The organism is Curvibacter sp. GW821-FHT09D12 (assembly GCF_059416245.1).
Window position 1 is genome coordinate 99335 of record NZ_JBWKOU010000014.1, and the last position, 21291, is coordinate 120625.

Sequence of the window (21291 nt, forward strand, 5' to 3'; positions counted from 1 at the left end):
GAGTGTTCGACCTGCGAAAGATGTCCCTGCTGGGCCGGCTCGGTCACATCGGGGCCTGGGCCGCGTTGCTCTGGATCGTGGTGCTGATGCTGCTCCAGCTGAGCACGTCGCTGCGCGCGCTGTGGCCCGCGCTGGCGGCACCCGAACTGAATCCGGTGTCCTTGCTGGCGCTCGGCCTGCCTCCGCTGGCCCAGGTGTTGCGCCCGCACGCGCCGCGCCTTGCGGCCCTTGCGATCCAGGCTGGCCTGGGCCTGGTCGGGCTGATGTTGCTGGAATGGGGCTTGCGGCTGGACAGCGCCGTCTTGCTCTCCAACAGCGTGGTCGATGGGGTCTCGATGGCCGGTCGTTATGTGCTGGCAGGTTGGCTGCTGCTCAGTGGCCTGGCCGCCTGGGCTTTGCAGCGCCCGGGCCACACCCGGCTGAGCGTGGCGCTGTCTTTGCTGGCCCTGCTCAGCATGGGCGACAGTGCCCTGGCCGTTTTCACCCTCACCTGCTGGCTGGTCTTCGGCGACGTCCCCGGGGCCTCGCTGCTGTTCAGCCTGCCGGTGCTGCTGGCGCTGCTGTGGTTCGGTCTGGCGCTGGTGATGATCGCCTTGGGCGAAATCGACCGCCAAGGCCGGTCCGCGCCCGACCAGGGCTACCGCTGGGTGTTCGCGCGCAATCTGGGCTTGTTGCTGACCACCAGCGTGCTGGCTGGCCTGGCCGCCGCGGCGGTGGTGTCGGCGCAGTCGGCCGACCTGCTGACCGAGGGCCTGCGAGCCCGGGCCGAACGCCAGGCCCGGGTGCTGGAACGCCACGTGGGGCGAGCCGCCGCCCTGGTTTCGGGGGCGTACCAGCAAGCCTGGGCACAACCAGCCGCCACCACCACTTTGGGCTGGGATCGGGGCGGTTTTCTCCGCACGCTGCAGAGCCAGGGTGAGCACATCGAACTGGCAGCAGACGCCCGAGAGGCAGTCCGTCGACACTGGGCCACCGCAGCACCGGTTCTGCGCACGGCGGAACTCACGGCCAGCGTACTGACCAATGGCCGGGTGCGCATCGAGCTGCCCGCCAAGGGGCGCCAAAGTGGTCTGCAAGTGCAGCTGCAACTGTGGTCCGAAACGGGTGAAAGCCGAACGGAGAGTGATCGACAGCTGCAGCAGCCCTTGCTGATCTGCCAGGCCGGTGAGCAAGACCTTCTTTTATGCTCGGAGTTTGATCCGGGCAGCGATGGTGCACCGGCTGCCGCCGAACGCTTCACCATTGCAGCGCCAGGCTGGCGCGAGCAAGGCCACCGCCTGGTCGAATTGTCGAGTGAGGGTCAGCGACTGGGCCTGGGGGCACTGGCGCCGATCGGCGACGAAGGCAGCTACCTGATGCTGCGTGTCGGCGCCGCAAGCCTGTTCCGCTCTGTGGGTGGGCCCATGTTGCTGGCCATGCTGCTGCTCAGTGGCCTGGCATTGCTCGGAGCCGCATGGAGCTACTGGCGTCAGTTGCCGCGGCTGCGCCAGCTCTACCTGTCCCATGCCCAGTCTCAGGCCACGCTGCACCACCTGCCACTGGCCACGCTGGTGCTGGATGCCCAACAGCGCGTGATCCGGGTGAATCCGGCGGCCGAGCGTTTGCTCGGAACGCCGGCGTCGCATTGGCTGGGCCTGCCGGTGGCTGGATTGCTGCCCGACTGGCCACGCCGCATCGACCTCAGCCCCCTGGCAGACGGCACCTCACAAAGCCACAACCTGGATCTGCTGACGGCAGACAGCAAGCGTGTTCCGGTTGAGGTGCTGCTGGCAAGCTACACCTTGCTCGGGCGGCGCGGCATCTTGGTCATGCTGCGCGATCTTCGCGCTGAGTTGGACGCTGCGCGCACCATGCGGCGCTGGACTCGCGTGTTCGAGGACTCGGGCTGGGGCGTGGTGATTGGCTCGGTCGGCCCGAGGCCGGTGCTGGAACTGGTCAATCCTGCCTATGCCCGCATGCTGGGCTACCGCCCCGAGGAACTGGTAGGCCAGCCAGTGCGCCAGCACGTGCCGGTTTCGCACTGGGAAACCATGACACGCCTGCGGCGCGGGGCCGAGCTGGGAGGCAGTGTCCAGGGTGAAATGCGCCACCTGCGCCGTGACGGCAGCGAGATCCCGACCCTGGTAAGCATCTCGGCGGTGCGGGATGACTCGGGCGCACTGCTGCACTTCGTCGTCAGCGTACAAGACATCAGCGCGCTCAAGAATGCAGAGCAGACCGCCACTCGCCACGCTTTGCACCTGCGCGCCGTGCTGGACGCGTTGCCGGTGGGCGTGTGGATCGGCGATCTGCACGGCCAGACAACACAGACCAACCCGGCCGCCCGGCAGTTGTGGCTGGGCGACTCGGCACAGCAGACGCCCGACTGGCGCGGTTCCGGAGCGCTGCCGATACAACACGACTCGCTGATGCGCCGCGCAGTGGTGCTGCGCGGCACGCTTGACAGCGGACTGGTCGACTTTGACCGTACACCGGGCGAACGGCGCAGCCTGCTGACCACCGCCAGCCCGATGTTCGACCCGCAAGGCGAGGTGATCGGCGCCATCGCGATCGACGAGGACCTGAGCTCGCTACGCCGCAGCGAGCTGGCAGCCCGCGCCGCACATGACCTGCTGGAGCGCATCCTGGACGCTGGCGTGGTCGGCGTGGCACTGTGTGATGCCGTTGGCCGGGTGCTCCGCCACAACCTGGCCTGGAACCTGTTGATCGGACCGGACGCTGGGGCCGATGTGCTGCACAGCTGCCTGGAGCCCGACGATGCGCTGTTGCAGAAGAACCTGATCGCGCGCGTAGCGCGTGGTGAACTGCCGACCTATGTGAGCGAACATCGCATGCACCGGGTGGGGGGCAGCCTGGGCTGGACCTTGCTGATCGTGTGCCGACTGCCAGCGACCCTGGGCGAGGAAGACCGCGTGCTGGTGCAGGTGCTCGATGTGGATGAGCGACGCCGCAATGCCGAAGAGCTGGCCAGCAACCACCTGCGCCTGGCAGCGGCGCAGAAGCTGGCCGGCATCGGTGACTGGCAGTGGGACAGGGAAAGTGGCCAGTTCAGCTGCTCGGATCAGATGCTGCGCATGTTGGACAAGAGCCTGGCCGCCTCCCGCGAACTCTCGCGTGAGCAATTGCTGGCCCACGTGCACCCGGATGACCGAACAAGCCTGGCCAAGGCATTGGATCAGGCGTGGCGCCATGGTGGGGGCCTGGCACTGGACATGCGCCTGATCCGCAGCGGAGGCCCCGAGTTGATCGTGCACATGCACGGCACAGTACAGCGCGCACAAGGGGCGATGAGCATGAGCGGAACAATGCAGGACATCAGCGAGCGCAAGCGCATCGAATCTGAACTGCGCGATTCGCGCGAGCGGCTGCGCGAACTGGTGGCCTACGAGAGCGAGGTGATCGAGCAGGAGCGCAAGCGCATCGCGCGCGAGGTCCATGACGAGCTGGGCCAGTTGCTGACGGCGCTGCGAATGGACCTGTCGATGCTGCGCGGCCAGCTGGAACCCGGGGGCGCCAGCGCCCAGCGCGCCGCCCAGATGCGCGAGACCATGGTCACCATGACCGAGGTGGTGCGCCACATCGCCTCCAATCTGCGACCGGCGGCGCTGGACCTCGGCCTGGTGGCCGCCATCGAGTGGCTGGCCGAAGACTTCTCGCTGCGCTGGGAAACCCGGTGCGAGTTGCAGTTGCCGCGCGCGGAGGAAGGGGACCTGAGCAGCTTGTCCGAGGCAGCCTCACTGGCCCTGTTCAGGGCCGTGCAAGAATCATTGACCAATATCGCAAAGTACGCGCGCGCCACTGAGGTGGTGATTGCACTGTCCTGCGAGTCGGGACAACTGCGCCTGTCCGTGAGCGACAACGGCTGCGGCTTCGACCTGGCCGAGGTGGCTGCGCGCCGTGGCGGCGGCCTGGGCCTGCTGGGCATGCGCGAGCGCATGCACGCGCTGGGCGCCCGGCTGCAAATCGAGTCCGGCTCCGGCGGCACCCTCATCGACATCAGCTACAACATCGGCAGGAGTCTGGATTCATGAACCCGATCGACGTCATCGTCACCGACGACCACAGCATCGTGCGCAGCGGTTTGCGCCAGCTCCTCAGCAGTGCCCCCAACCTGCGGGTGGCCGGCGAGGCCGCCGATGGCCATGCGCTGCTGGAGTTGCTGCGCCACACCCGTGCCGACGTGGTGCTGCTCGACCTGTCCATGCCCGGCCTGAGCGGGGTTGACCTGATCAAGCGGCTTCAGCTCGATCACCCGGACCTGCCGGTGCTGGTGCTGTCCATGCACGTTGAGGCGCAGATCGTGGCCCGGGTGCTGCGCGCCGGCGCAGCCGGCTACGTGACCAAGGACTGCGAGCCCAGCGCCCTGATCGGCGCGGTGCGCAAAGTGGCGGCCAAAGGCCGCTACATTGATCCGGCCCTGGTCGATTCTGTGGTCTTCCACGGCGCCCTCAACCCGGGCTCCGACTCTCCGCATGAACAGCTGTCGCCGCGCGAACTGCAGGTTCTGGAGCGCATTGCCGCCGGCCAGCCCCTGGGCCTGATCGCCGACGCGCTGCACCTGAGCCCGAAGACGGTGAGCACCCACAAGATGCGCTTGATGCAGAAGCTGGCGTTGCAGACCAATGCCGACCTGCTCAAGTACGCCCTGCGCCATGGCATCACCAGCCACTGAGGCCGGGGTCAGGATTTCCCGACAGCGAATCCGGCATGACTGAACGGGGCGTGAGGCCAGCCCCGACAGACCACCCCGGCAGGCTCAGGCAGCATCGGATGTTGTAGCGTGCCGCATGGCGGCCCTGTGCGCACATCAGGTCCCCAGCCCTAACCCCAGGAATGCCCATGGATCAGAACGAACTCATTCGCCGGCTGTCGGGCGAGTATCCCTATCGGGTGCTGATGATCGACGACGATCCGCTGCAACGACTGCTGATCGAGGAGATCCTGGAGCCGCCGCAATACCATCTCACCTATGCACCGGGCGGCCTGGATGGCCTGGACTGGCTGCGCCGGGCCGAATTCGACGTGGTGCTGACCGACCGTCGCATGCCCGGCATGGACGGCGACGAGTTCTGCCGCCGGGTCCGTGGCGAGCTCGGCCTGGCGGTGCAGCCCATCCTGATGATCACCGGCAGCACGGCGGCCGAAGACTTGATGGGCGGCCTGTCTTCAGGTGCTGACGACCTGTTGCGCAAGCCCTACCTCCCGATGGAGTTGCGCGCCCGCGTGCAGGCTGCGGTGCATCGCAAGCGCATCACCGACCAGCTCGACAGCACGGAATCCACCCTGTTCGCCCTGGCCCGCATGGTCGAGGCCAAGGACGAAAACACCGGCGATCACTGCTCACGCCTGGCGCACAAGGCCGTGTTGCTGGGACTGGAGCTGGGCCTGTCAGCGGCCGAGCTGATGGCGCTGCGCCGCGGCGGCGTGCTGCACGACATTGGCAAGCTCGGTATCCCGGACGCGATCCTGCTCAAGCCAGGCCACCTCACGCCAGAAGAATGGGTTGTGATGCGGGAACACACCACCATCGGCCACCAACTGGTGTCGCAGCTCAAGAGCATGCGCCTCACCGCGCCGATCATCCGGCACCACCACGAGCGCTGGGACGGCAGCGGCTATCCCGACGGCCTGGCCGGTGAATCCATTCCCTTGCTGGCGCGGGTGTTCCAACTGGTCGACATCCACGACGCGCTGATATCGCCACGCCCCTACAAAGAGGGCATGAGCTCCGAGCACGCATCGGCCATCCTGGCTGAGGAGGCCGAACGCGGCTGGCGTGACCCCTACATGACGCGCCGCTTCCTCGACCTGGTGCAGCGGCACCCCGAACTGGCCAGCATGAGCACGCCACAGGCCGATCCGGCCAACGACGACCTGGGTGTGCGGCTGTATGCCAGCATGACACGCCGCAACTGAAGCCCGTGCGGCCCGCTTTCCTCGACTTTTAGCCATCCATGCCGACCTTCCAAGTCTTTATTGCCAACTCCCGTGCCGAATGGCGGCGCGCCCTGCCCCTGCTGGTGCTGATCCCCCTGGTCTGGCTGCTGGAGCAGACCTCGCTGAGTGCCCTGCCCCAATTTGCCCGAATGGGCTTTCTGGCCGCCCATACCAGCGCGGAAGTTGCGGCGGTGGTCCTGGCCTCGCTGAGCTTCGGCCTGCTCTGGATGGCCCCCGACAGCCCCCGCCGGCCTGCCTCCGTGCTGCTGGCGGCCGTGATGGGTGGAGCAGCTGTGCTGGACTTCCTTCACATGCTGTCCTATGACGGCATGCCGCCTCTGGTGACCCCTTCAGGGGTGGAAAAAAGCATCGCCTTCTGGCTGGCCGGGCGTGCGCTGGTGGCCTTCGGCCTGGTGGTGATGGCCATCACCCCGCCAGCCACACGCGCGCAACGCGGATACCCACGCCTGTCGCTGGGCCTGGTGGCCTGTCTGGTCACGCTCAGCAGCGCCCTGATCCTCTTCTGGCCCGATCTGCTGCCGCACACCTTCGAATCCGGCCAGGGCCTGACCGCCGCCAAGGTCGGCAGCGAAATGGCCCTGATCGCACTGCTGCTGGCAACGGCCCTGCGCCTGGAATACCTCGGCCGCCGCGGCGCAGGCGTACCGATGACGGCCATGGCCATCGCGGCGGTCCTCTCGGCCATCGCCGAAGGCTGCTTTGCCACCTACAGCAGCCCGACGGACATCTTCAATGCACTGGGGCACATCGCCAAGATCGCGGCCTATGGCTACCTGACCCGCGCGGCCTACCTGCTGGCCGTGCGCCAGCCGCTGCAAGCGGCCGGCGGCATTGCCGACGCCTTGCAAGCCACACTCAACCCGGCCCTGATCTGTGATGAGGACGGCACCATCGTCTGGATGAACCCGGCCTTTGCACAGGTCACCGGCTACGAAGCACAGGCCTTGCTGGGTCGCGAGTTCGACGTGCTGCGGGTGGCTGGCGACGAGCAGGCCTGGGCCCAGATGCGTGAGGCGATGATCCAGGCCCAGCCCTGGAAGGGACAGGTTCAGGTGCGGCGCCACAACGGCAGCATCTACCTCGATGATCGCAGCGTGACACCGATGCGGGGCTCACAAGGCCACCTGAACGGGTTTGTGATCCTGGGCGACGACATCACCGAGCGGCATCGGGTCGAGCGGGAACTGATCGCCAGCGAAGAACGCATGCGAGCCCTCCTGAGCTCGGCCCCCGACGCCGTCGTGGTGATCGACGCGCAGGGCCACATCCAGATGGTCAACCACGCGGTGGAACGAATGTTTGGCTTCAGCAGCGACGAACTGCTGGGCGCCAATGTCAACCTGCTGATGCCCGACGGGGTGGCGCGCCAGCATGACGGCTTTGTGCAGCACTACATGGACACGGGTGAACGCCACATCATTGGCGTGGGCCGTGACATGCAAGCGCGCAGGCGCGACGGGCGCGAACTGCACGTGCAACTCACCGTCGGCGAGGCACGCCTGAGCGAAGGCTCGGTGTTCATCGGCTTCATGCGTGACATCAGCGAGCGGGTGCAGGTACAAAAAGCACTTGCCGAGCGCGAGGCGCGCTATCGAGCGCTGATGGACACCGCACTCGATGGCGTCTGGATCTGTGACGAACACGGCCGCTTTCTCGAGGTCAATGACGCCTATGTGCAGATGTCGGGCTACAGCCGCGCCGAACTGCTGCGCATGCGCATTCCCGACGTCAATGCCGATGACCAGCCCGGCCATGTGAGCCGCCACATCCAGATCACACTGGTGTCGGGTCATGACCGCTTTGAGACCCAGCACCGGCGCAAAAGCGGCGAGCACTGGCCGGTAGAGATCACCACCAGCCGCTCGCCGCTGGGCGATGGGCACTTCTTTGTCTTTGTGCGCGATCTGTCCGAGCGCCGTGCTGCCGCACAGGCACTGCGGCAGAGCGAGGAGCGCTTTGAACTGGCATTGCGCGGCACCAATGACGGACTGTGGGACCGCAACCTGATCGACGGCAGCGTCTACCTTTCGCCACGCTGCGAGGAAATGCTGGGCTACCAGGAGGGCGAACTGAGGGTCAACGCCGAGACCGCCTCGCGCCTGATCCATCCCGCCGATGCACTCGCACTGCACCTGGCGCTGGGCGACGTGGTGGCAGGGCGCAGCGATGAACGCTTCGAGATCGAAACCCGGCTGCGCCACAAGCACGGCCATTGGGTCGACGTGTTGTCGCGGGGCCAACTGCTGCGGGATGCCGCGGGCACGCCGGTGCGCATGATTGGAACCGTGCGCGACCTGACCGAGCGCAAACGTGCGGAGCAGGCCCTGTTCGAGAGCGAAGACAAGCTGCGCTCGCTGTTCGAGCTGTCGCCGCTGGGCATTGCGCTGTGCACACTCGACGGCAACCTGGTCGAGTTCAACGAAGCCTACCGAGCCCTGACCGGGTACAGCGCCGAGGCCTTGCAAAGCCTTTCGTACTGGGACCTCACACCGTCAGAGTACATGCGCGCCGAGGCCGAACAGCTGAAGATGGTGGCACGCATCGGACGCTACGGCCCCTACGACAAGGAATACGTTCGCGCCGACGGCAGTCGCGTCCCGGTACGCCTCAATGGTGTTCGCATCGAACTCGGCGGTCAGGCCTATCTGTGGTCGATCAGCGAAGACCTCACGGTGCAGCGCCGCATCGAAGCCGAGCGCCAGGCTGTTCAACAGCAGCAGATGCAATCGCAAAAGCTGGAGGCGCTGGGTCACCTCACGGGCGGCATCGCACATGACTTCAACAACATGCTGGCTGGCATCATGGGCCTGGCCAGTCTGGGGCTGGAGCGCTATGTCAGCGATCCTGGTGGCAAGCTGGCCGGCTACTTGCGCGAGATCGTGCGTACCAGCGAGCGCGGGCGCGATCTGGTCGCCAAGATGCTGGCCTACGTGCGCACCGAAGAACCCGAGGACGTGGCGCCGCGCCAACTCGGCGCCATGGTCAGCGAGATGTTCGACATGCTCAAGTCCTCCATTCCGAGTGGCATCCTGCTGAGCTACAAGGCCGATCACTCCCTGCCCGCGGTGCGCATCTCGGCGGTCGACGTGCAACAGATCGTGATGAATCTGGTGATCAACGCGCGCGATGCGCTGGGGGCCAGCGGCCACATCGACATCCGCCTGCTCAACGCCCAGTTGGCCGCGGAATCCTGCAGCAACTGCCAGGGAATGGCCCACGGCCGCTTCGTGGTACTGGAGGTGACCGACGACGGCCCGGGCATTGCACCCGAGGTGCTGCCCAAGATCTTTGACCCCTTCTTCACCACCAAGGGCGTGGGCAAAGGCACCGGCCTGGGGCTGTCCTCGGTGGTGGGCCTGGTGCACAAGGCCGGCGGCCACATCCAGGTGCATGACAGGACGCCGCATGGCACCGCCATGCGGGTGCTGTTGCCGGCGGCGCAGGATGTGCCAGTGGACGAAGTGGCGCCACGCCCGACACTCGAGTTCGTGTCCGGCGAGGCTATCTGGGTGGTCGACGACGATCCGGCAGTGCTGGTGTTCCTGAGCGAGCTGTTGCGCGAACACGGCTTCACCGTGTCGGCCTTTGCCGATCCACGCCAGGCGCTGGCGGCACTGGGCGAGGCACTGCGCCCAGGGCAGGGCGCGGCACCGCCGGCAGCATTGATCACCGACCAGACCATGCCCGGCATGTCGGGGGTGGCGCTGTTCAAGGCCGCCCAGGCGCTGTGTCCCTCGCTGGGCGTGATCATCTGCACCGGCTACAGCGAGTACATCGACGCCGAATCGGCGCGCCAGATGGGAGTGCGCCACTTTCTGCGCAAACCTTTCGACTCACACGAACTGCTGGAAAAGCTCGCCGACATGCTGGGCCGCGACAAGGCCTGATGCCCGAGGCCCCGGGCCGGCATCTCGCCCGGTCCGGGGTCAGGTTTTACTGACGCGATTTCAGCGCGCTCTGAGGACATGAGCAGCCCTCGCCTTATAGCGCCGCCAACCGGTCCTCCCTAGCATCGGTTGCATGAAGCCAGAACCTTCTCGAAACACTCTGCCCGGTCTGGGCGCGGGCGCCCTGGCCTGGCTGGCCTGGCCCCTGATCGTGGGCGCCATCGGCGCCCTGGCCTGCCTGCAACTGGGCCGGCCGCTGTGGGCAGGGGGCCTCGTGCTGATGGGCCTGCTCGGCGTGGGCGGAGGCTGGCGGGTGCTGCGCCAACCCCCACCGCCCCCGCTGGCACAAGAGCTCTTGCGGGACCTGGAATCCCTTTGTGCGCAGGCCCTGCCGATCTGGAGCCGACAGATCGACAGTTCGGCCTCGCAAAGCGAGGTGGCCATCGGCGCACTGGCACGCCAGTTCGGCGCCATCAAGGAGCGCCTGCAGCAGACACTGGGCCTGTTTACCCAGACCGGTGGCGAAGACGGGGGCAGCGCGGCCGTGTTCGCCTCAGCCCAGAGCGAACTGCGCCAGATGGCCAGCGGCCTGCAACTGGCGATGCAGGCCAAGGAAGAGATGCTTTCAGGCATCCAAGGCCTGGGCGGTATTGCCACCGAGCTGCGCGAGATGGCAGAACTGGTCGGCTCAATCGCCCACCAGACCAATCTTCTGGCCATCAACGCGGCCATCGAGGCGGCCCGCGCCGGCGAGCAGGGGCGAGGTTTCGCGGTGGTGGCGCACGAGGTGCGGCGCCTGTCAGCCCTGTCGGCGGACACCGGCCGCCAGATCACCAGCAAGGTCGGCTCGGTGGGCCAGGCCATTGGCCAGATCATCGAGGCCTCGGACCGATTTGCAGAACGGGACAAGCAATTGCTGCAAAGCTCCGAGGCCACGATCGAAGGCGTGCTGACCCAATTGCGTGGCGCGGTTCAACAACTGGAGCAGCGCAACGACGTGCTGCAGCACGAGACCTCGGCCATCGACGGCGACATCAGCGAGGTGATGGTGGCGCTGCAGTTCCAGGACCGCACGGGCCAGATCCTGCGCCACGTGCAAGGCGACCTGCAGCGGCTGGAGTCTGACCTGCAGTCCCGGGCCCTGCACCCCGACACACGGTTGGACCCGCAGGCCTGGCTGGACCAATCGCGGAGCAGTTACACGATGCAGGACCAACTGGACAACCACGGCCAGGGTGGCGGCGCTGTCGCGTCCGCACCGGCCGGCGAAGAGATCACTTTTTTCTGAGGGAGCGGATAGGCAATGGCAAAGACAGTCTTGATCGTGGATGACTCCATCAGCGTGCGCCAGGTGGTTGGCATGGCGCTGCGCGGCGCAGGCTACGAGGTGGTCGAGGCCACCGACGGGCACGACGCCTTGCGCAAGCTTGACGGTCGCAAGATCCACCTCGTCATCAGCGACGTGAACATGCCCCAGATGGACGGGCTGACCCTGCTGCGCCACATCAAGGCGCTGCCCGCCTACAAGTTCACACCCGTGATCATCCTGACCACCGAAACCGATGCGGCCAAAAAGCAGGCAGGCCAGCAGGGTGGCGCCAAGGCCTGGGTGGTCAAGCCCTTCCGCCCCGATCAGCTGCTGGCCGCCGTGGCCAAGCTGATCCTGCCCTGAGGAGCGCGGCATGGACATCATTGCCGAAGCCGGTGCAGACACGCTGCGCCTGCGCCTGCAGGGCGACTGCAACATCTACAGCGCTGGTGAACTGCGCAGCACCTTGCTGGAACGCCTGCGCGAACAGGCGGAGCTGGAGCTCGACCTGTCGGCGGTGACCGAATTCGACACTGCCGGGCTCCAGGTGCTGATGGCGGCCAAGAACTTCGCCCGCCTGGGTGGCCAGTCACTGCGCCTGAGTGGGCATAGCCCGGCCGTGCTTTCGCTGATCGCCCTGTACGACCTCGCAGACTGGCTTGGCGACCCACTGGCGGGCACCGATGGCGAGGCCGTTGGCCGGCGCTGAGAAAGGGACCCCATGGAATTCAACGATGTGCTGCACACCTTCTTCGCCGAGAGTCGCGGCCTTCTCGGCGAGATGGAAAGCGCGCTGATGAGCCTGGAGCGCGAGCCCGGCGATGCGGAGGCGATCCACGCGGTGTTCCGCGCCGCCCACACCATCAAGGGCTCGGCTGGGCTGTTCGGGCTGGACGATATCGTCGGCTTCACCCACCACGTGGAGACCCTGCTGGACCGGGTGCGCTCAGGCAGTCTGAACCTGCAGGGTGACATGGTCAGCCTGCTGCTGCAGTGCGGCGACCACATTCACCGCCTGATCGACGTTGCTGGCGACACGGCCGGTGAACGCGACGACGGTCTGCCGATGCTGGGCCTGGCCCTGGTCGAACGGCTGCACGCCCTGGCCCCGCTGGACGCGGCCGCCTCGCCGACCTGCACCGCCCCCCCCGTGGCGCAAGCCAGCACCCGCAATGACCAGGACCTGTGGCATCTGTCGCTGCGCTTCTCGACCGGCCTGTTCCAGGAAGGCTTCGACCCCGCCCCCTTCATTCATCACCTGCGCACCCTGGGTCGCGTGGTGCACATCAGCACCCTCAGCACCCAGTTGCCAGCGCTTGAGACGATGGACCCAGAGTCCTGCTACCTCGGTTTCGAGATCCGTCTGGCCAGCGCCGCCAGCAAGCTTGAGATCGAGTCGGTGTTCGAGTTCGTGAGCCAGGACTGCGAGCTTCGCATCCTGCCGCCCGACAGCCGGGTCGACGACTACCTGCGCCTGATCGAGGCCCTGCCGGCCGACCGGCTGCGCCTGGGCGAAATCCTGCAGGCCTGCGGTGCACTGACTGCCCACGAGCTGAGTCGGGCGCTGGCGGAGCAACAGGCAGAGCCCGACGCAGAGCGGGCCCCGCTGGGCGAGATCCTGGTCGAGGAGCGCGCGGTGCAAGCCGAACTGGTGCAAGGCGCCATCGGGCGCCAGAACGAACTGCGCCAACGCCAGTCGCAAGAAGCCAAGATGATCCGCGTGCACTCAGACAAGCTCGACGCGCTGATCAACCGGGTGGCCGAGCTGATCATTGCCAGCGCTTCGGTGAGTGTGCAGGCCACACGCAACCAGGACCGTGCACTGCGCGAAGCGGTGTCGGTGATGTCGCGCCTGACCGAAGACGTGCGCGACGGCGCGATGCGCCTGCGCATGGTGGAGATCGGCGACACCTTCAACCGGTTCCGCCGCGTGGTGCGCGACGTGTCCAAGGACCTGGGCAAGGAAATCGAGCTGCACATCAGTGGCGGCGACACAGAACTCGACAAGTCGATGGTGGATCGCCTGGGCGACCCTTTGACCCACCTGATGCGCAATGCCATGGACCACGGCCTGGAAGCCCCCCTGGACCGACTGGCGGCCGGCAAGCCTGCGGCCGGCCGGCTGGAGCTTCGGGCACGCCATGAGGCGGGCGGCATCGTGATCGAGGTGGCGGACGATGGTGCCGGGTTGAACCGCGAACGCATCCTGGCCAAGGCACGCGAAAAGGGCCTGGTCACCAGCGAGGCCCACCTCAGCGACGCCGAGGTCTGGGCGCTGATCTTCGAGCCTGGTTTTTCGACTGCCGAGCAGATCAGCAAGTTGTCGGGACGAGGTGTTGGCATGGACGTCGTGCGGCGCAGCATCGAGGCCTTGCGCGGCACGCTGGACATCGACAGCGTGGCGGGCCGGGGCACGCTGTTCCGCATCCGCCTGCCGCTCACCCTGGCCATCATCGACGGCTTTCTGATGGCCGTGGGCGAAGCCCATTACGTGGTGCCACTGGATGCGGTGCTGGAGTGCGTGCAACTCGGCGCCGAAGCGCACGACTACACAAACCTGCGCGGCGAGGTCCTGCCACTGCTGCGGCTGAGGCGCCATTTCGGGCTGCCGGGCCGGGCGACGCGGCGCGAGAACGTGGTCGTGGTTCAACTCGGCACCCGCAAGGCCGGCCTGGTGGTGGATCAGCTCAAGGGCGAATTCCAGGCGGTGATCAAACCTCTCGGGCCCTTGATGGAGGGCTTGCCCGGTATCTCGGGCTCAACCATCCTGGGCAGCGGCGAAGTAGCGCTGATGCTGGACATACCGGCCCTGGTCAACCAGGCCTCATGGAGCGCCTCGCAAGAGGCCCGCTCCGTGTTTTCAACCCATTGATTCTCGGAGCATTCCTTATGTTGAACAATTTTCGCATCGGCCTGCGCATGGGCCTGGGCTTCTTCCTGGTGATCGCCGTGTTGCTGGCCACGGTGGCCATGGCCGTCTTCAAGATGAGCCAGATCAATGACGATATGCAGACCATCGTCAACCGACGCTTTCCGAACACCATCACAGCCAACGCGCTGATTGATTCACTCAATGTGGCCAACCTGGCCATGCGCAACATCGTGCTGTCGCGCGAGCCCGCGGTGGTCAAGGCCGAGTTGGAGAAGATCGCCAAGATCCGCAGCAACTTCACCGAATTGCTGGACACCCTCGACAAGGGCATCAGCACCGAGACCGGCAAGATGCTCCTGTCGCGCATCAAGGAGAAACGCGCCAAGTTCGGCCAAGGCCTGGTTCAGTACCTGAGCCTGGTCGAGGCCGGCAAATTCGACGCAGCCACCGTGCTGATGGTGACCGAGATGCGCGATGCCCAGCGCGAGTACGAAGGGGTGGTCAATGAAATGATCCAATACCAGGTGGGCATGGTGAAAAAGGCCGGCGAGCAGGCCGATGCCCAGTACCAAGCCACCCGCGAGCTGATGGCCATCCTCGCGCTGGCTTCGGTCTTGGTGGCCCTGGCCGTGGCGTATGGCGTGACCCGCAGCGTGACGCGCCCGCTGGGCGAAGCCACGGCAGCGGCGCGCCGTCTGGCAGAGGGCGATCTGAGCGCCCGCATCGAGGTGCGTGGGCGCGACGAGGTGGGCCAGTTGCTCCAGGCCATGGGCGAGATGGTGGCCAAGCTGGCCCAGATCATCGGGGAGGTGCGCGCCGCTTCCAACAGCCTGTCCAGCGCATCCGAACAGGTCTCGTCGACCGCACAGTCGCTGTCTCAGGGTGCCACCGAACAGGCGGCCGGCGTGGAAGAAATGTCGGCCACCATCGAACAGGCCAGCGCCTCGATCCAGCAAAACGCAGAGAACGCGCGCGTCACGGACGGCATGGCGGCCCACGCGGCCCGGGATGCCGGTGAGGGCGGCGAGGCCGTGAAGCTGACCGTCAGCGCCATGAAGAGCATCGCCGGCAAGATTGGCATCATCGACGACATTGCCTACCAGACCAATCTGCTCGCACTGAATGCGGCCATCGAGGCCGCGCGGGCCGGTGAACATGGCAAGGGCTTTGCCGTGGTGGCCGACGAAGTGCGCAAGCTCGCCGAGCGCAGCCAGGAGGCAGCACAAGAGATCGGCGAGTTGGCCACCAACTCGGTCGAGCAGGCCGAACGGGCAGGCAAGCTGCTGGAGGAGATGGTTCCATCGATCCGCAAGACCTCGGACCTCGTGAAAGAGATCGCCGCAGCCAGCGAAGAGCAGAACACCGGTGTCGCCCAAATCAACACCGCCGTCAACCAGCTCAATCAGACCACCCAGCAAAGCGCTTCGGCCAGCGAAGAGCTGGCCGCCACAGCCGAGGAAATGAGCTCCCAGGCCGAGCAACTGCAAAGCCTGATGGCCTTTTTCAAGCTCGGTGCCAGCGAGGTCGCGCCTGCGGCACAGCCGCCCGAGAACCGCGCTACGCCCCGCCCGGCCGTGGTGCCTGCGCTGCGCCGGAATGCGGTGGCAATCACCTCGCCGGGCCCTGACTTCGTGCGTTTCTGAACAAGGGGTTGCGATGAGTACAGCCTTGGCCGAACGTGACCGCGGGGCCCTCTCCGGCACCCACAAGTACCTGAGCTTCACCCTGCAGGGCGAGGTCTATGCCATGGGCATCGAGCAGGTGAAGGAGATCATCGAATTCGGGCCCATCACCCTGGTGCCGATGATGCCGGCCTTCATGCGCGGGGTGATCAATCTGCGCGGCACGGTGGTGCCAGTGATCGATCTGTCGCGCCGCTTCGGCGGCGAGCCCAGCGTGGTCGGCCGGCGCACCTGCGTGGTGATCCTCGAGCTGCCCGCCGGTGAGGCGTCGGACCTCGGGCCACAGGTGATCCGGGTGATCGTCGACGCCGTCAATGCGGTGCTGGACATCGCCGCAGCCGCCATCGAGCCGCCGCCAAGCTTCGGCACCGGCATCCGCCCTGACTTCCTGCAGGGCATGGGCAAAGTCAAGGAGCGCTTTGTGCTGATCCTGAACGTGCACAAGACCTTGTCGCTCGAAGAGCTCAAAGACCTGCGCAACGCCCCGGCCCACGAGGCCCTCACCTGATCGCGCAAGCCGCCTGCTGGCCCCCCCGCACGCAGGCGGCGCACCGCGCCGCCAAATGGAGATGGCAGCACATGCACAGCCACAGCATCAACACGCATCGCACCGCGGAGGCTGGGCCATGAGCCGCGCCCTGCAACCAGGCGCCGCGCCCACAGGATGGGTGCTGGGCGACACCGAGTTCGGCCTGTTCCAGCACTGGATACACCGGGTGGCCGGCATCACCATGGGCCCGGCCAAAAAGGCATTGGTGGCTGGCCGGCTGGCACGGCGCGTGGCCCAGCACGGTCTGGGGAGCTTCGAGGCCTACTTCGAGCTGCTTCAGCGCGATCCTCAGGAACACCAGCTGGCAGTCGACCTGCTGACCACCAACGAGACCCACTTCTTTCGCGAGCCGGGGCATTTCGAGCTGATGCGCGACACGGTGCTGCCCCAGCACCCGGCAGGCCGCCCGCTGCGCGTGTGGAGCGCCGCGTGCTCTACGGGGCAGGAACCCTATAGCCTGGCCATGCTGATGGCCCACGTGCTGGGCGCGGCGCCCTGGGAGGTGCTTGGCACCGACTTGTCGACCCGTGTGCTGGAGCGGGCCCGCCAGGGCTTGTACGACACGGCGCTGGCACGCGAGATCCCCGAACCCTTTCTGCGCGCGTTCTGCTTCAAAGGTGTGGGGGCACAGCACGGCCGCTTTCTGATCGCGCCCGAACTGCGGCGCCGGGTCCGCTTCGAGCAGGTCAACCTCAATGAGACCTTGCCCGACTTGGGCGATTTCGACGTGATCTTCCTGCGCAACGTGATGATCTACTTCAACGATGCCACCAAGCGCAGCGTGATCGAACGCCTGCTGCGGGCACTGCGGCCCCGGGGCTGGCTGGTGGTCGGCCATTCGGAAAGCCTCAACGGGATCAGCCCGCTGCTGCAAGCGCATTCGCCGTCGGTCTATCGCAAGCACGCATGACCGCCACACCCTGGACCCCGAGGCCAGAGAAGATGGTCATGCCCGGCGAGGTCTGGTTCGGCCAGGGCGAACAACGGGTCGGCACCCTGCTGGGTTCGTGCGTGGCTGTCACGCTGTGGCACCCCAAGACCCAGGCGGGCGGGCTGTGCCATTACATGCTGCCCGAACGCGGCCCGACCGCCCGAGGTCTGGAACGGCGGGTGCTCGATGGCCGCTACGGGGACGAAGCCCTGGCCCTGCTGCTGGCCGCAGCCCGGCGCGCCGGCTGCACGCCGACCGAGTGTGAGGTCAAGCTGTTTGGCGGCGGGCGCATGTTCGCCAGCACGGCGGGCGGCGGCGAAGCGCTGCAGGTGCACCTGCGCAATGTCGAGCAGGCCCACCGGCTGGTGCGCCACCACGGTCTGCGCGTGGTGGCGCAGCACCTGGGTGGACAGGGATATCGGCAACTGCGGCTCGACCTGAGCAGCGGCGATGTCTGGCTGCGGTTCTCGCCTTGCGAGGGATTCGACGAAGGCGTGGCAACAACAGGAGCACAGGCATGAAGCAAATACGCGTGATGGTGGTGGACGACTCGGCAACGGTGCGCAAGGTGCTCACCCAGGTGCTGTCGGCGGTGCCGGACATCCAGGTCATCGCCACAGCGCCCGATCCGCTGTTCGCGCTCGACAAGATGAAGCGTGACTGGCCCGACGTGCTGGTTCTGGACGTGGAGATGCCGCGCATGGACGGCATCACCTTCTTGCGGCGCATCATGGCCGAACGACCCACGCCGGTGGTGATCTGCTCCACCCTCACCGAAGCCGGAGCACAGACCACCTTGCAGGCACTGGCAGCCGGCGCCGCCGGCATCGTGGCCAAGCCCCGAAGCGACGTGAGCGGCTTTCTGGTGGATGCCTCTGACGACGTGGTCTCAGCGGTCCGCGCGGCCAGCCGGGTCAACCTGAGCCGATTGCGCAGCACGCCGACGCGCACACCCCTGAAGCCCCTGCCCATGGCCGCCGTGCCCGCGCTGGCCGCGCGCCCGCTGTCTGGGCCCACCATGCCGGATGCCCTGCATGAAACCACCGATCGCGTGGTGGCCATTGGTACCTCGACGGGTGGGACCCAGGCCTTGGAAGAGATTCTGGTCGCGCTGCCACCGACTGCGCCCGGCATCGTGGTGGTGCAACACATGCCTGAGAAGTTCACCGCGGCCTTTGCAGCGCGGCTCAACAGCCTGTGCGCGGTCGAGGTGCGCGAGGCCCGGCCCGGTGACCGGGTGCTGAGTGGGCGCGTGTTGATTGCGCCAGGGCGTCAGCACATGCAGCTGCGGCGCAGCGGCGCCCAGTACCACGTCGATGTGGCGCCAGGCCCGCCAGTGAATCGCCATTGCCCCAGCGTGGACGTGCTTTTTCGCTCGGTCGCCACGGTGGCGCGCAACAATGCCCTGGGCATGATCCTCACCGGCATGGGCGACGATGGCGCCCGCGGCTTGCTTCAGATGCGCGAAGCCAATGCCGACACCATCGCCCAGGACGAGGCCACCTGCGTGGTCTACGGCATGCCGCGCGAAGCCGTGCAACTGGGTGCGGCACGGCGCGTGCTGCGGCTGGAGGCCATGGCAGGCGCGATCATGGAGTTCGGGCGGCGGCGCTGACCGGCCCCCCGCCCACTCTTGGTCAGGCCATGCCCCCGGCGGTGCCCAACACCCGTGCCACCAGTCCCTGCACTGACCCGTCGTGCCGAAAGCCGGCCGCCTCGGCCGCAGGGGTTTGCAGCGGCGGCTGGCGGCCGAACAGGGCCTCGATGCGGCTGTCGGGCCGGTGATGGATCAACGCAGCAGCCGGCCGCCCCAGGTTGTGTGCAGTGGCTTCGATGACGCTGGCCACCGGCAGGCACAGCACCGGCAACTGCCAGCAACGCGAGGCCGGCATGGCCGAGGCAGGCAGGCTGGCCGCATGCAAGAGGTTGTCCAGGCAGCAAGCCAGCGACATCCACCAGCACACGGCCTCGGGCGACACCGGGCACTCATAAGGGTTGCCGGCACGCAAGGCATGGAAGATCTGGCTCATGAAGGCAGAGCCGTGCCCGCTTTCCGCAGGCGGCCGGGCCACGATGCCGGGCAGGCGCAGGCTGCAACCGTCCAGCTCGCCGCGACGGGCGTAGTCGGCCAGCAGCAGCTCGCTCATCCACTTGTGGGTGCCGTAGCTGAGCTGGGGCCGCGGCAGCAGGTCTTCGCCGACCGGCCCGGGCCCCAGTGCGCCATAGACGGCCACCGAGCTGGCCAACACCACCCGAGCCGGCGGCGTGCGCCCCTGCCGGGTCAGGCCGGCCAAGTGTTCAAGGAGGTGCACGGTGCCCAGCAGATTGGCCTGAAGGCCGGCCTCAGGCTCACGCTCGGCCAGCGCGCCAGGCATGCTGGCCAGGTGGAACACCTGTTGGGGCGGGTCCTCCGACAGGCTTTGCAGCAAGGCTGCATCGGCGAAGTGGCCGGTGTGTTGGCGATGCCCGGCCCCCGGCGAACCTTGACGAAAGTGCCGGTCGACCAGGGTGAGGCGCAATCCCCCCTGCCCTGCCCCAAGGGGCATCACCCGCAACAAGCGCTGCACCAGCGCTGCGCCCACAAAGCCGTCCGCCCCCGTGATCAGCACATGCATCAGAGGGCTCCGGCAGGGTGGGCCGAGCGGCTGGCCAGACAGTGCGCCATGTCAGCGTCGTACTGCCCGTCCACCAGCACGAACAGCATGCGGCAGGGCCGCCCCGAGCGGTTGGCCCAGGCGTGGTTGGTGCCGCGCTGCACCACCACGCTGCCTGGGCGCAGCAGCACCTCGGAGTCGTCCAGCACCAGGGGCATCTCGCCTTCGATGACCACGCCGTAGTCCACCGATTCGGTGCGGTGCATCAGGGGGTGAGGCGAGTCGGCCACCACAGTCGAGGCCCCGGCGTCGCCGATCTGGGTGAAGGCCTCTTTCATGCGGCCGGCCCCGGTGGCCAGGTAATCGGCGGTGTCGGGCGGGATGTCGACAAAGCGCAGCCGGGTACCGCCAGCCGGGGGCGGCAGGCGCAACGGGCCCAGGGTGGGGTCGGGGCCGTTGTCCACCCGGGCGGGCGTGGCCTCGGTGCTCCAGACCTCGTGGAAGACGGTGCCAGGGATGGCTTCGATGGCCACCACCGTGGGCAGCGGGCCCTGGCTGCTGACGACGGCCTGGCCGCGCTCGTCATGGCCGGTCACGACGCGGTGGATGGGGGGCAAGGGGTGGGTGTCGGATGGGGTGTTCATGATGTTCAGGGCTGAGGCCGCCAGCGGCCGGTTCACTCGGGATCGAAAATGGCCACGGCCCGGGTCCAGCCGGCCGAGGCGCCGCGGATCTTGTGTGGGAAGCAGCTGATGGTGAAGCCATGGGACGGCAGGGCCTCCAGCTGGTGCAGCTTCTCCAGGTGGCAGTAGCCGATGTCGCGCCCGGCCTTGTGGCCCTCCCAGATCAGGGCCTTGTTGCCGGTTTCGGCGATGCGCTGGGCGGTGTACGAGAAGGGGGCGTCCCAGCTCCAGGCGTCGGTGCCGGTCAGGCGCACGCCGCGCTCCAACAGGTACATGGTGGCCTCGTAGCCCATGCCGCAGCCCGCGTTCAGGTAGTCGCTGTGGCCGTAGCGCTCGCCGGCCCGGGTGTTGACCAGCACGATGTCGAGCGGCTGCAGGCTGTAGCCGATGCGCGCCAGTTCGGCCTCCACATCAGCGGCGGTGGCCACATAGCCGTCCGGAAAATGCCGGAAGTCAAGCTTCACGCCGGGCTGGAAACACCACTCCAGCGGCACCTGGTCGATGGTGATGGCGGGCCGGGCCTCGCCCAGGCGGGCGTCCATGGTGGCGTGGAAGTGGTAGGGCGCATCGAGGTGGGTGCCGTTGTGGGTGGTCAGGGTGACCCACTCGGCTGCGGCGGCCTGGCCATCGGGGTAGTCGGCCGGTACGGTGCCGGGCAGCATGTGCATGAACTCGGGCAAGGTGTCGGCGTGGGTCTGGTAGGTGATGCGCGGCGCCAGCGGAGGCGGGTCGGACAGCACATCGTTTTCCAGGTAGATCGACAGGTCGACCAGGCGGCGGGTGGGTTTGGTGCTCATGGATCGTTGGGGGTGGTCAGTCAGGGAT

General features: G+C 67.1%; 16 protein-coding genes. 13 read left to right on the forward strand and 3 right to left on the reverse strand.

Annotated features, from left to right (window positions below; all coding sequences use genetic code 11):
* Positions 1-2 precede the first annotated feature (2 nt).
* From AC07PT_RS20880 to AC07PT_RS20940, 13 genes are all read left to right on the forward strand, one after another.
* Positions 3-4031 (forward strand): PAS domain-containing sensor histidine kinase, encoded by a 4029-nt coding sequence (locus tag AC07PT_RS20880; RefSeq protein ID WP_494657961.1) that lies wholly within the window; start codon positions 3-5, stop codon positions 4029-4031.
* A complete protein-coding gene (locus tag AC07PT_RS20885) occupies positions 4028-4672 on the forward strand; it encodes a response regulator (protein WP_492347493.1) in 645 nt (214 codons plus the stop codon). The genes AC07PT_RS20880 and AC07PT_RS20885 overlap by 4 nt, the downstream gene beginning before the upstream one ends.
* A 167-nt stretch (positions 4673-4839) precedes the next feature.
* Entirely contained in the window at positions 4840-5916 is a 1077-nt protein-coding gene (locus AC07PT_RS20890) for an HD-GYP domain-containing protein (RefSeq protein ID WP_494657962.1), read from the forward strand.
* Positions 5917-5954: 38 nt separating this feature from the next.
* Positions 5955-9845, forward strand: a complete 3891-nt coding sequence (locus AC07PT_RS20895; protein ID WP_494657963.1) for a PAS domain S-box protein — start codon at positions 5955-5957, stop codon at positions 9843-9845.
* Positions 9846-9978: 133 nt separating this feature from the next.
* A complete protein-coding gene (locus tag AC07PT_RS20900; RefSeq protein ID WP_492347490.1) occupies positions 9979-11133 on the forward strand; it encodes a methyl-accepting chemotaxis protein in 1155 nt (384 codons plus the stop codon).
* A 15-nt stretch (positions 11134-11148) separates the two neighbouring features.
* Positions 11149-11517: a response regulator gene (locus tag AC07PT_RS20905; protein WP_492347489.1), complete on the forward strand. Its 369-nt coding sequence runs from the start codon at positions 11149-11151 to the stop codon at positions 11515-11517.
* A gap of 10 nt (positions 11518-11527) precedes the next feature.
* Positions 11528-11863 carry an STAS domain-containing protein gene (locus AC07PT_RS20910; RefSeq protein WP_492347488.1) on the forward strand — a complete coding sequence of 112 codons (336 nt, stop codon included), beginning with the start codon at positions 11528-11530 and terminating at the stop codon, positions 11861-11863.
* A 12-nt stretch (positions 11864-11875) separates the two neighbouring features.
* Positions 11876-14026: a chemotaxis protein CheA gene (locus AC07PT_RS20915; protein ID WP_494657964.1), complete on the forward strand. Its 2151-nt coding sequence runs from the start codon at positions 11876-11878 to the stop codon at positions 14024-14026.
* 17 nt (positions 14027-14043) lie between these two features.
* Positions 14044-15669: a methyl-accepting chemotaxis protein gene (locus AC07PT_RS20920; protein WP_494657965.1), complete on the forward strand. Its 1626-nt coding sequence runs from the start codon at positions 14044-14046 to the stop codon at positions 15667-15669.
* A gap of 13 nt (positions 15670-15682) precedes the next feature.
* Positions 15683-16216, forward strand: coding sequence for a chemotaxis protein CheW (locus AC07PT_RS20925; protein ID WP_494657966.1), 534 nt, complete (start codon positions 15683-15685; stop codon positions 16214-16216).
* Between the two features lie 118 nt (positions 16217-16334).
* On the forward strand, positions 16335-17168 hold the full coding sequence (locus AC07PT_RS20930; protein WP_494657967.1) for a CheR family methyltransferase: 834 nt from the start codon (positions 16335-16337) through the stop codon (positions 17166-17168).
* The gene (locus AC07PT_RS20935) at positions 17165-17710 is read left to right on the forward strand and encodes a chemotaxis protein CheD (protein WP_492347483.1); all 546 of its coding nucleotides are present in this window, start codon (positions 17165-17167) and stop codon (positions 17708-17710) included. The genes AC07PT_RS20930 and AC07PT_RS20935 overlap by 4 nt, the downstream gene beginning before the upstream one ends.
* Positions 17707-18804 (forward strand): protein-glutamate methylesterase/protein-glutamine glutaminase, encoded by a 1098-nt coding sequence (locus AC07PT_RS20940; RefSeq protein WP_494657968.1) that lies wholly within the window; start codon positions 17707-17709, stop codon positions 18802-18804. The genes AC07PT_RS20935 and AC07PT_RS20940 overlap by 4 nt, the downstream gene beginning before the upstream one ends.
* Positions 18805-18826: 22 nt before the next feature.
* Here AC07PT_RS20940 and AC07PT_RS20945 read toward each other — a convergent pair whose 3' ends face one another.
* The 3 genes from AC07PT_RS20945 to AC07PT_RS20955 are packed head-to-tail and all read right to left on the reverse strand — an operon-like array spanning position 18827 to position 21263.
* Complete coding sequence (locus AC07PT_RS20945) at positions 18827-19804, reverse strand: NAD-dependent epimerase/dehydratase family protein (RefSeq protein ID WP_494657969.1); 978 nt, start codon at positions 19802-19804, stop codon at positions 18827-18829.
* Positions 19804-20427, reverse strand: a complete 624-nt coding sequence (locus AC07PT_RS20950; protein ID WP_494657970.1) for a cupin domain-containing protein — start codon at positions 20425-20427, stop codon at positions 19804-19806. The genes AC07PT_RS20945 and AC07PT_RS20950 overlap by 1 nt, the downstream gene beginning before the upstream one ends.
* A gap of 32 nt (positions 20428-20459) precedes the next feature.
* Positions 20460-21263: a cyclase family protein gene (locus AC07PT_RS20955; RefSeq protein WP_494657971.1), complete on the reverse strand. Its 804-nt coding sequence runs from the start codon at positions 21261-21263 to the stop codon at positions 20460-20462.
* Positions 21264-21291: the final 28 nt, after the last annotated feature.

Coding starts and splice junctions, on each gene's coding strand:
- AC07PT_RS20925 (WP_494657966.1), top strand. CDS start 15,683: ATGAGTACAGCCTTGGCCGAACGTGACCGCGGGGCCCTCTCCGGCACC.
- AC07PT_RS20900 (WP_492347490.1), top strand. CDS start 9,979: ATGAAGCCAGAACCTTCTCGAAACACTCTGCCCGGTCTGGGCGCGGGC.
- AC07PT_RS20910 (WP_492347488.1), top strand. CDS start 11,528: ATGGACATCATTGCCGAAGCCGGTGCAGACACGCTGCGCCTGCGCCTG.
- AC07PT_RS20940 (WP_494657968.1), top strand. CDS start 17,707: ATGAAGCAAATACGCGTGATGGTGGTGGACGACTCGGCAACGGTGCGC.
- AC07PT_RS20890 (WP_494657962.1), top strand. CDS start 4,840: ATGGATCAGAACGAACTCATTCGCCGGCTGTCGGGCGAGTATCCCTAT.
- AC07PT_RS20885 (WP_492347493.1), top strand. CDS start 4,028: ATGAACCCGATCGACGTCATCGTCACCGACGACCACAGCATCGTGCGC.
- AC07PT_RS20920 (WP_494657965.1), top strand. CDS start 14,044: ATGTTGAACAATTTTCGCATCGGCCTGCGCATGGGCCTGGGCTTCTTC.
- AC07PT_RS20905 (WP_492347489.1), top strand. CDS start 11,149: ATGGCAAAGACAGTCTTGATCGTGGATGACTCCATCAGCGTGCGCCAG.
- AC07PT_RS20895 (WP_494657963.1), top strand. CDS start 5,955: ATGCCGACCTTCCAAGTCTTTATTGCCAACTCCCGTGCCGAATGGCGG.
- AC07PT_RS20930 (WP_494657967.1), top strand. CDS start 16,335: ATGAGCCGCGCCCTGCAACCAGGCGCCGCGCCCACAGGATGGGTGCTG.
- AC07PT_RS20950 (WP_494657970.1), bottom strand. CDS start 20,427: ATGAACACCCCATCCGACACCCACCCCTTGCCCCCCATCCACCGCGTC.
- AC07PT_RS20935 (WP_492347483.1), top strand. CDS start 17,165: ATGACCGCCACACCCTGGACCCCGAGGCCAGAGAAGATGGTCATGCCC.
- AC07PT_RS20945 (WP_494657969.1), bottom strand. CDS start 19,804: ATGCATGTGCTGATCACGGGGGCGGACGGCTTTGTGGGCGCAGCGCTG.
- AC07PT_RS20955 (WP_494657971.1), bottom strand. CDS start 21,263: ATGAGCACCAAACCCACCCGCCGCCTGGTCGACCTGTCGATCTACCTG.
- AC07PT_RS20915 (WP_494657964.1), top strand. CDS start 11,876: ATGGAATTCAACGATGTGCTGCACACCTTCTTCGCCGAGAGTCGCGGC.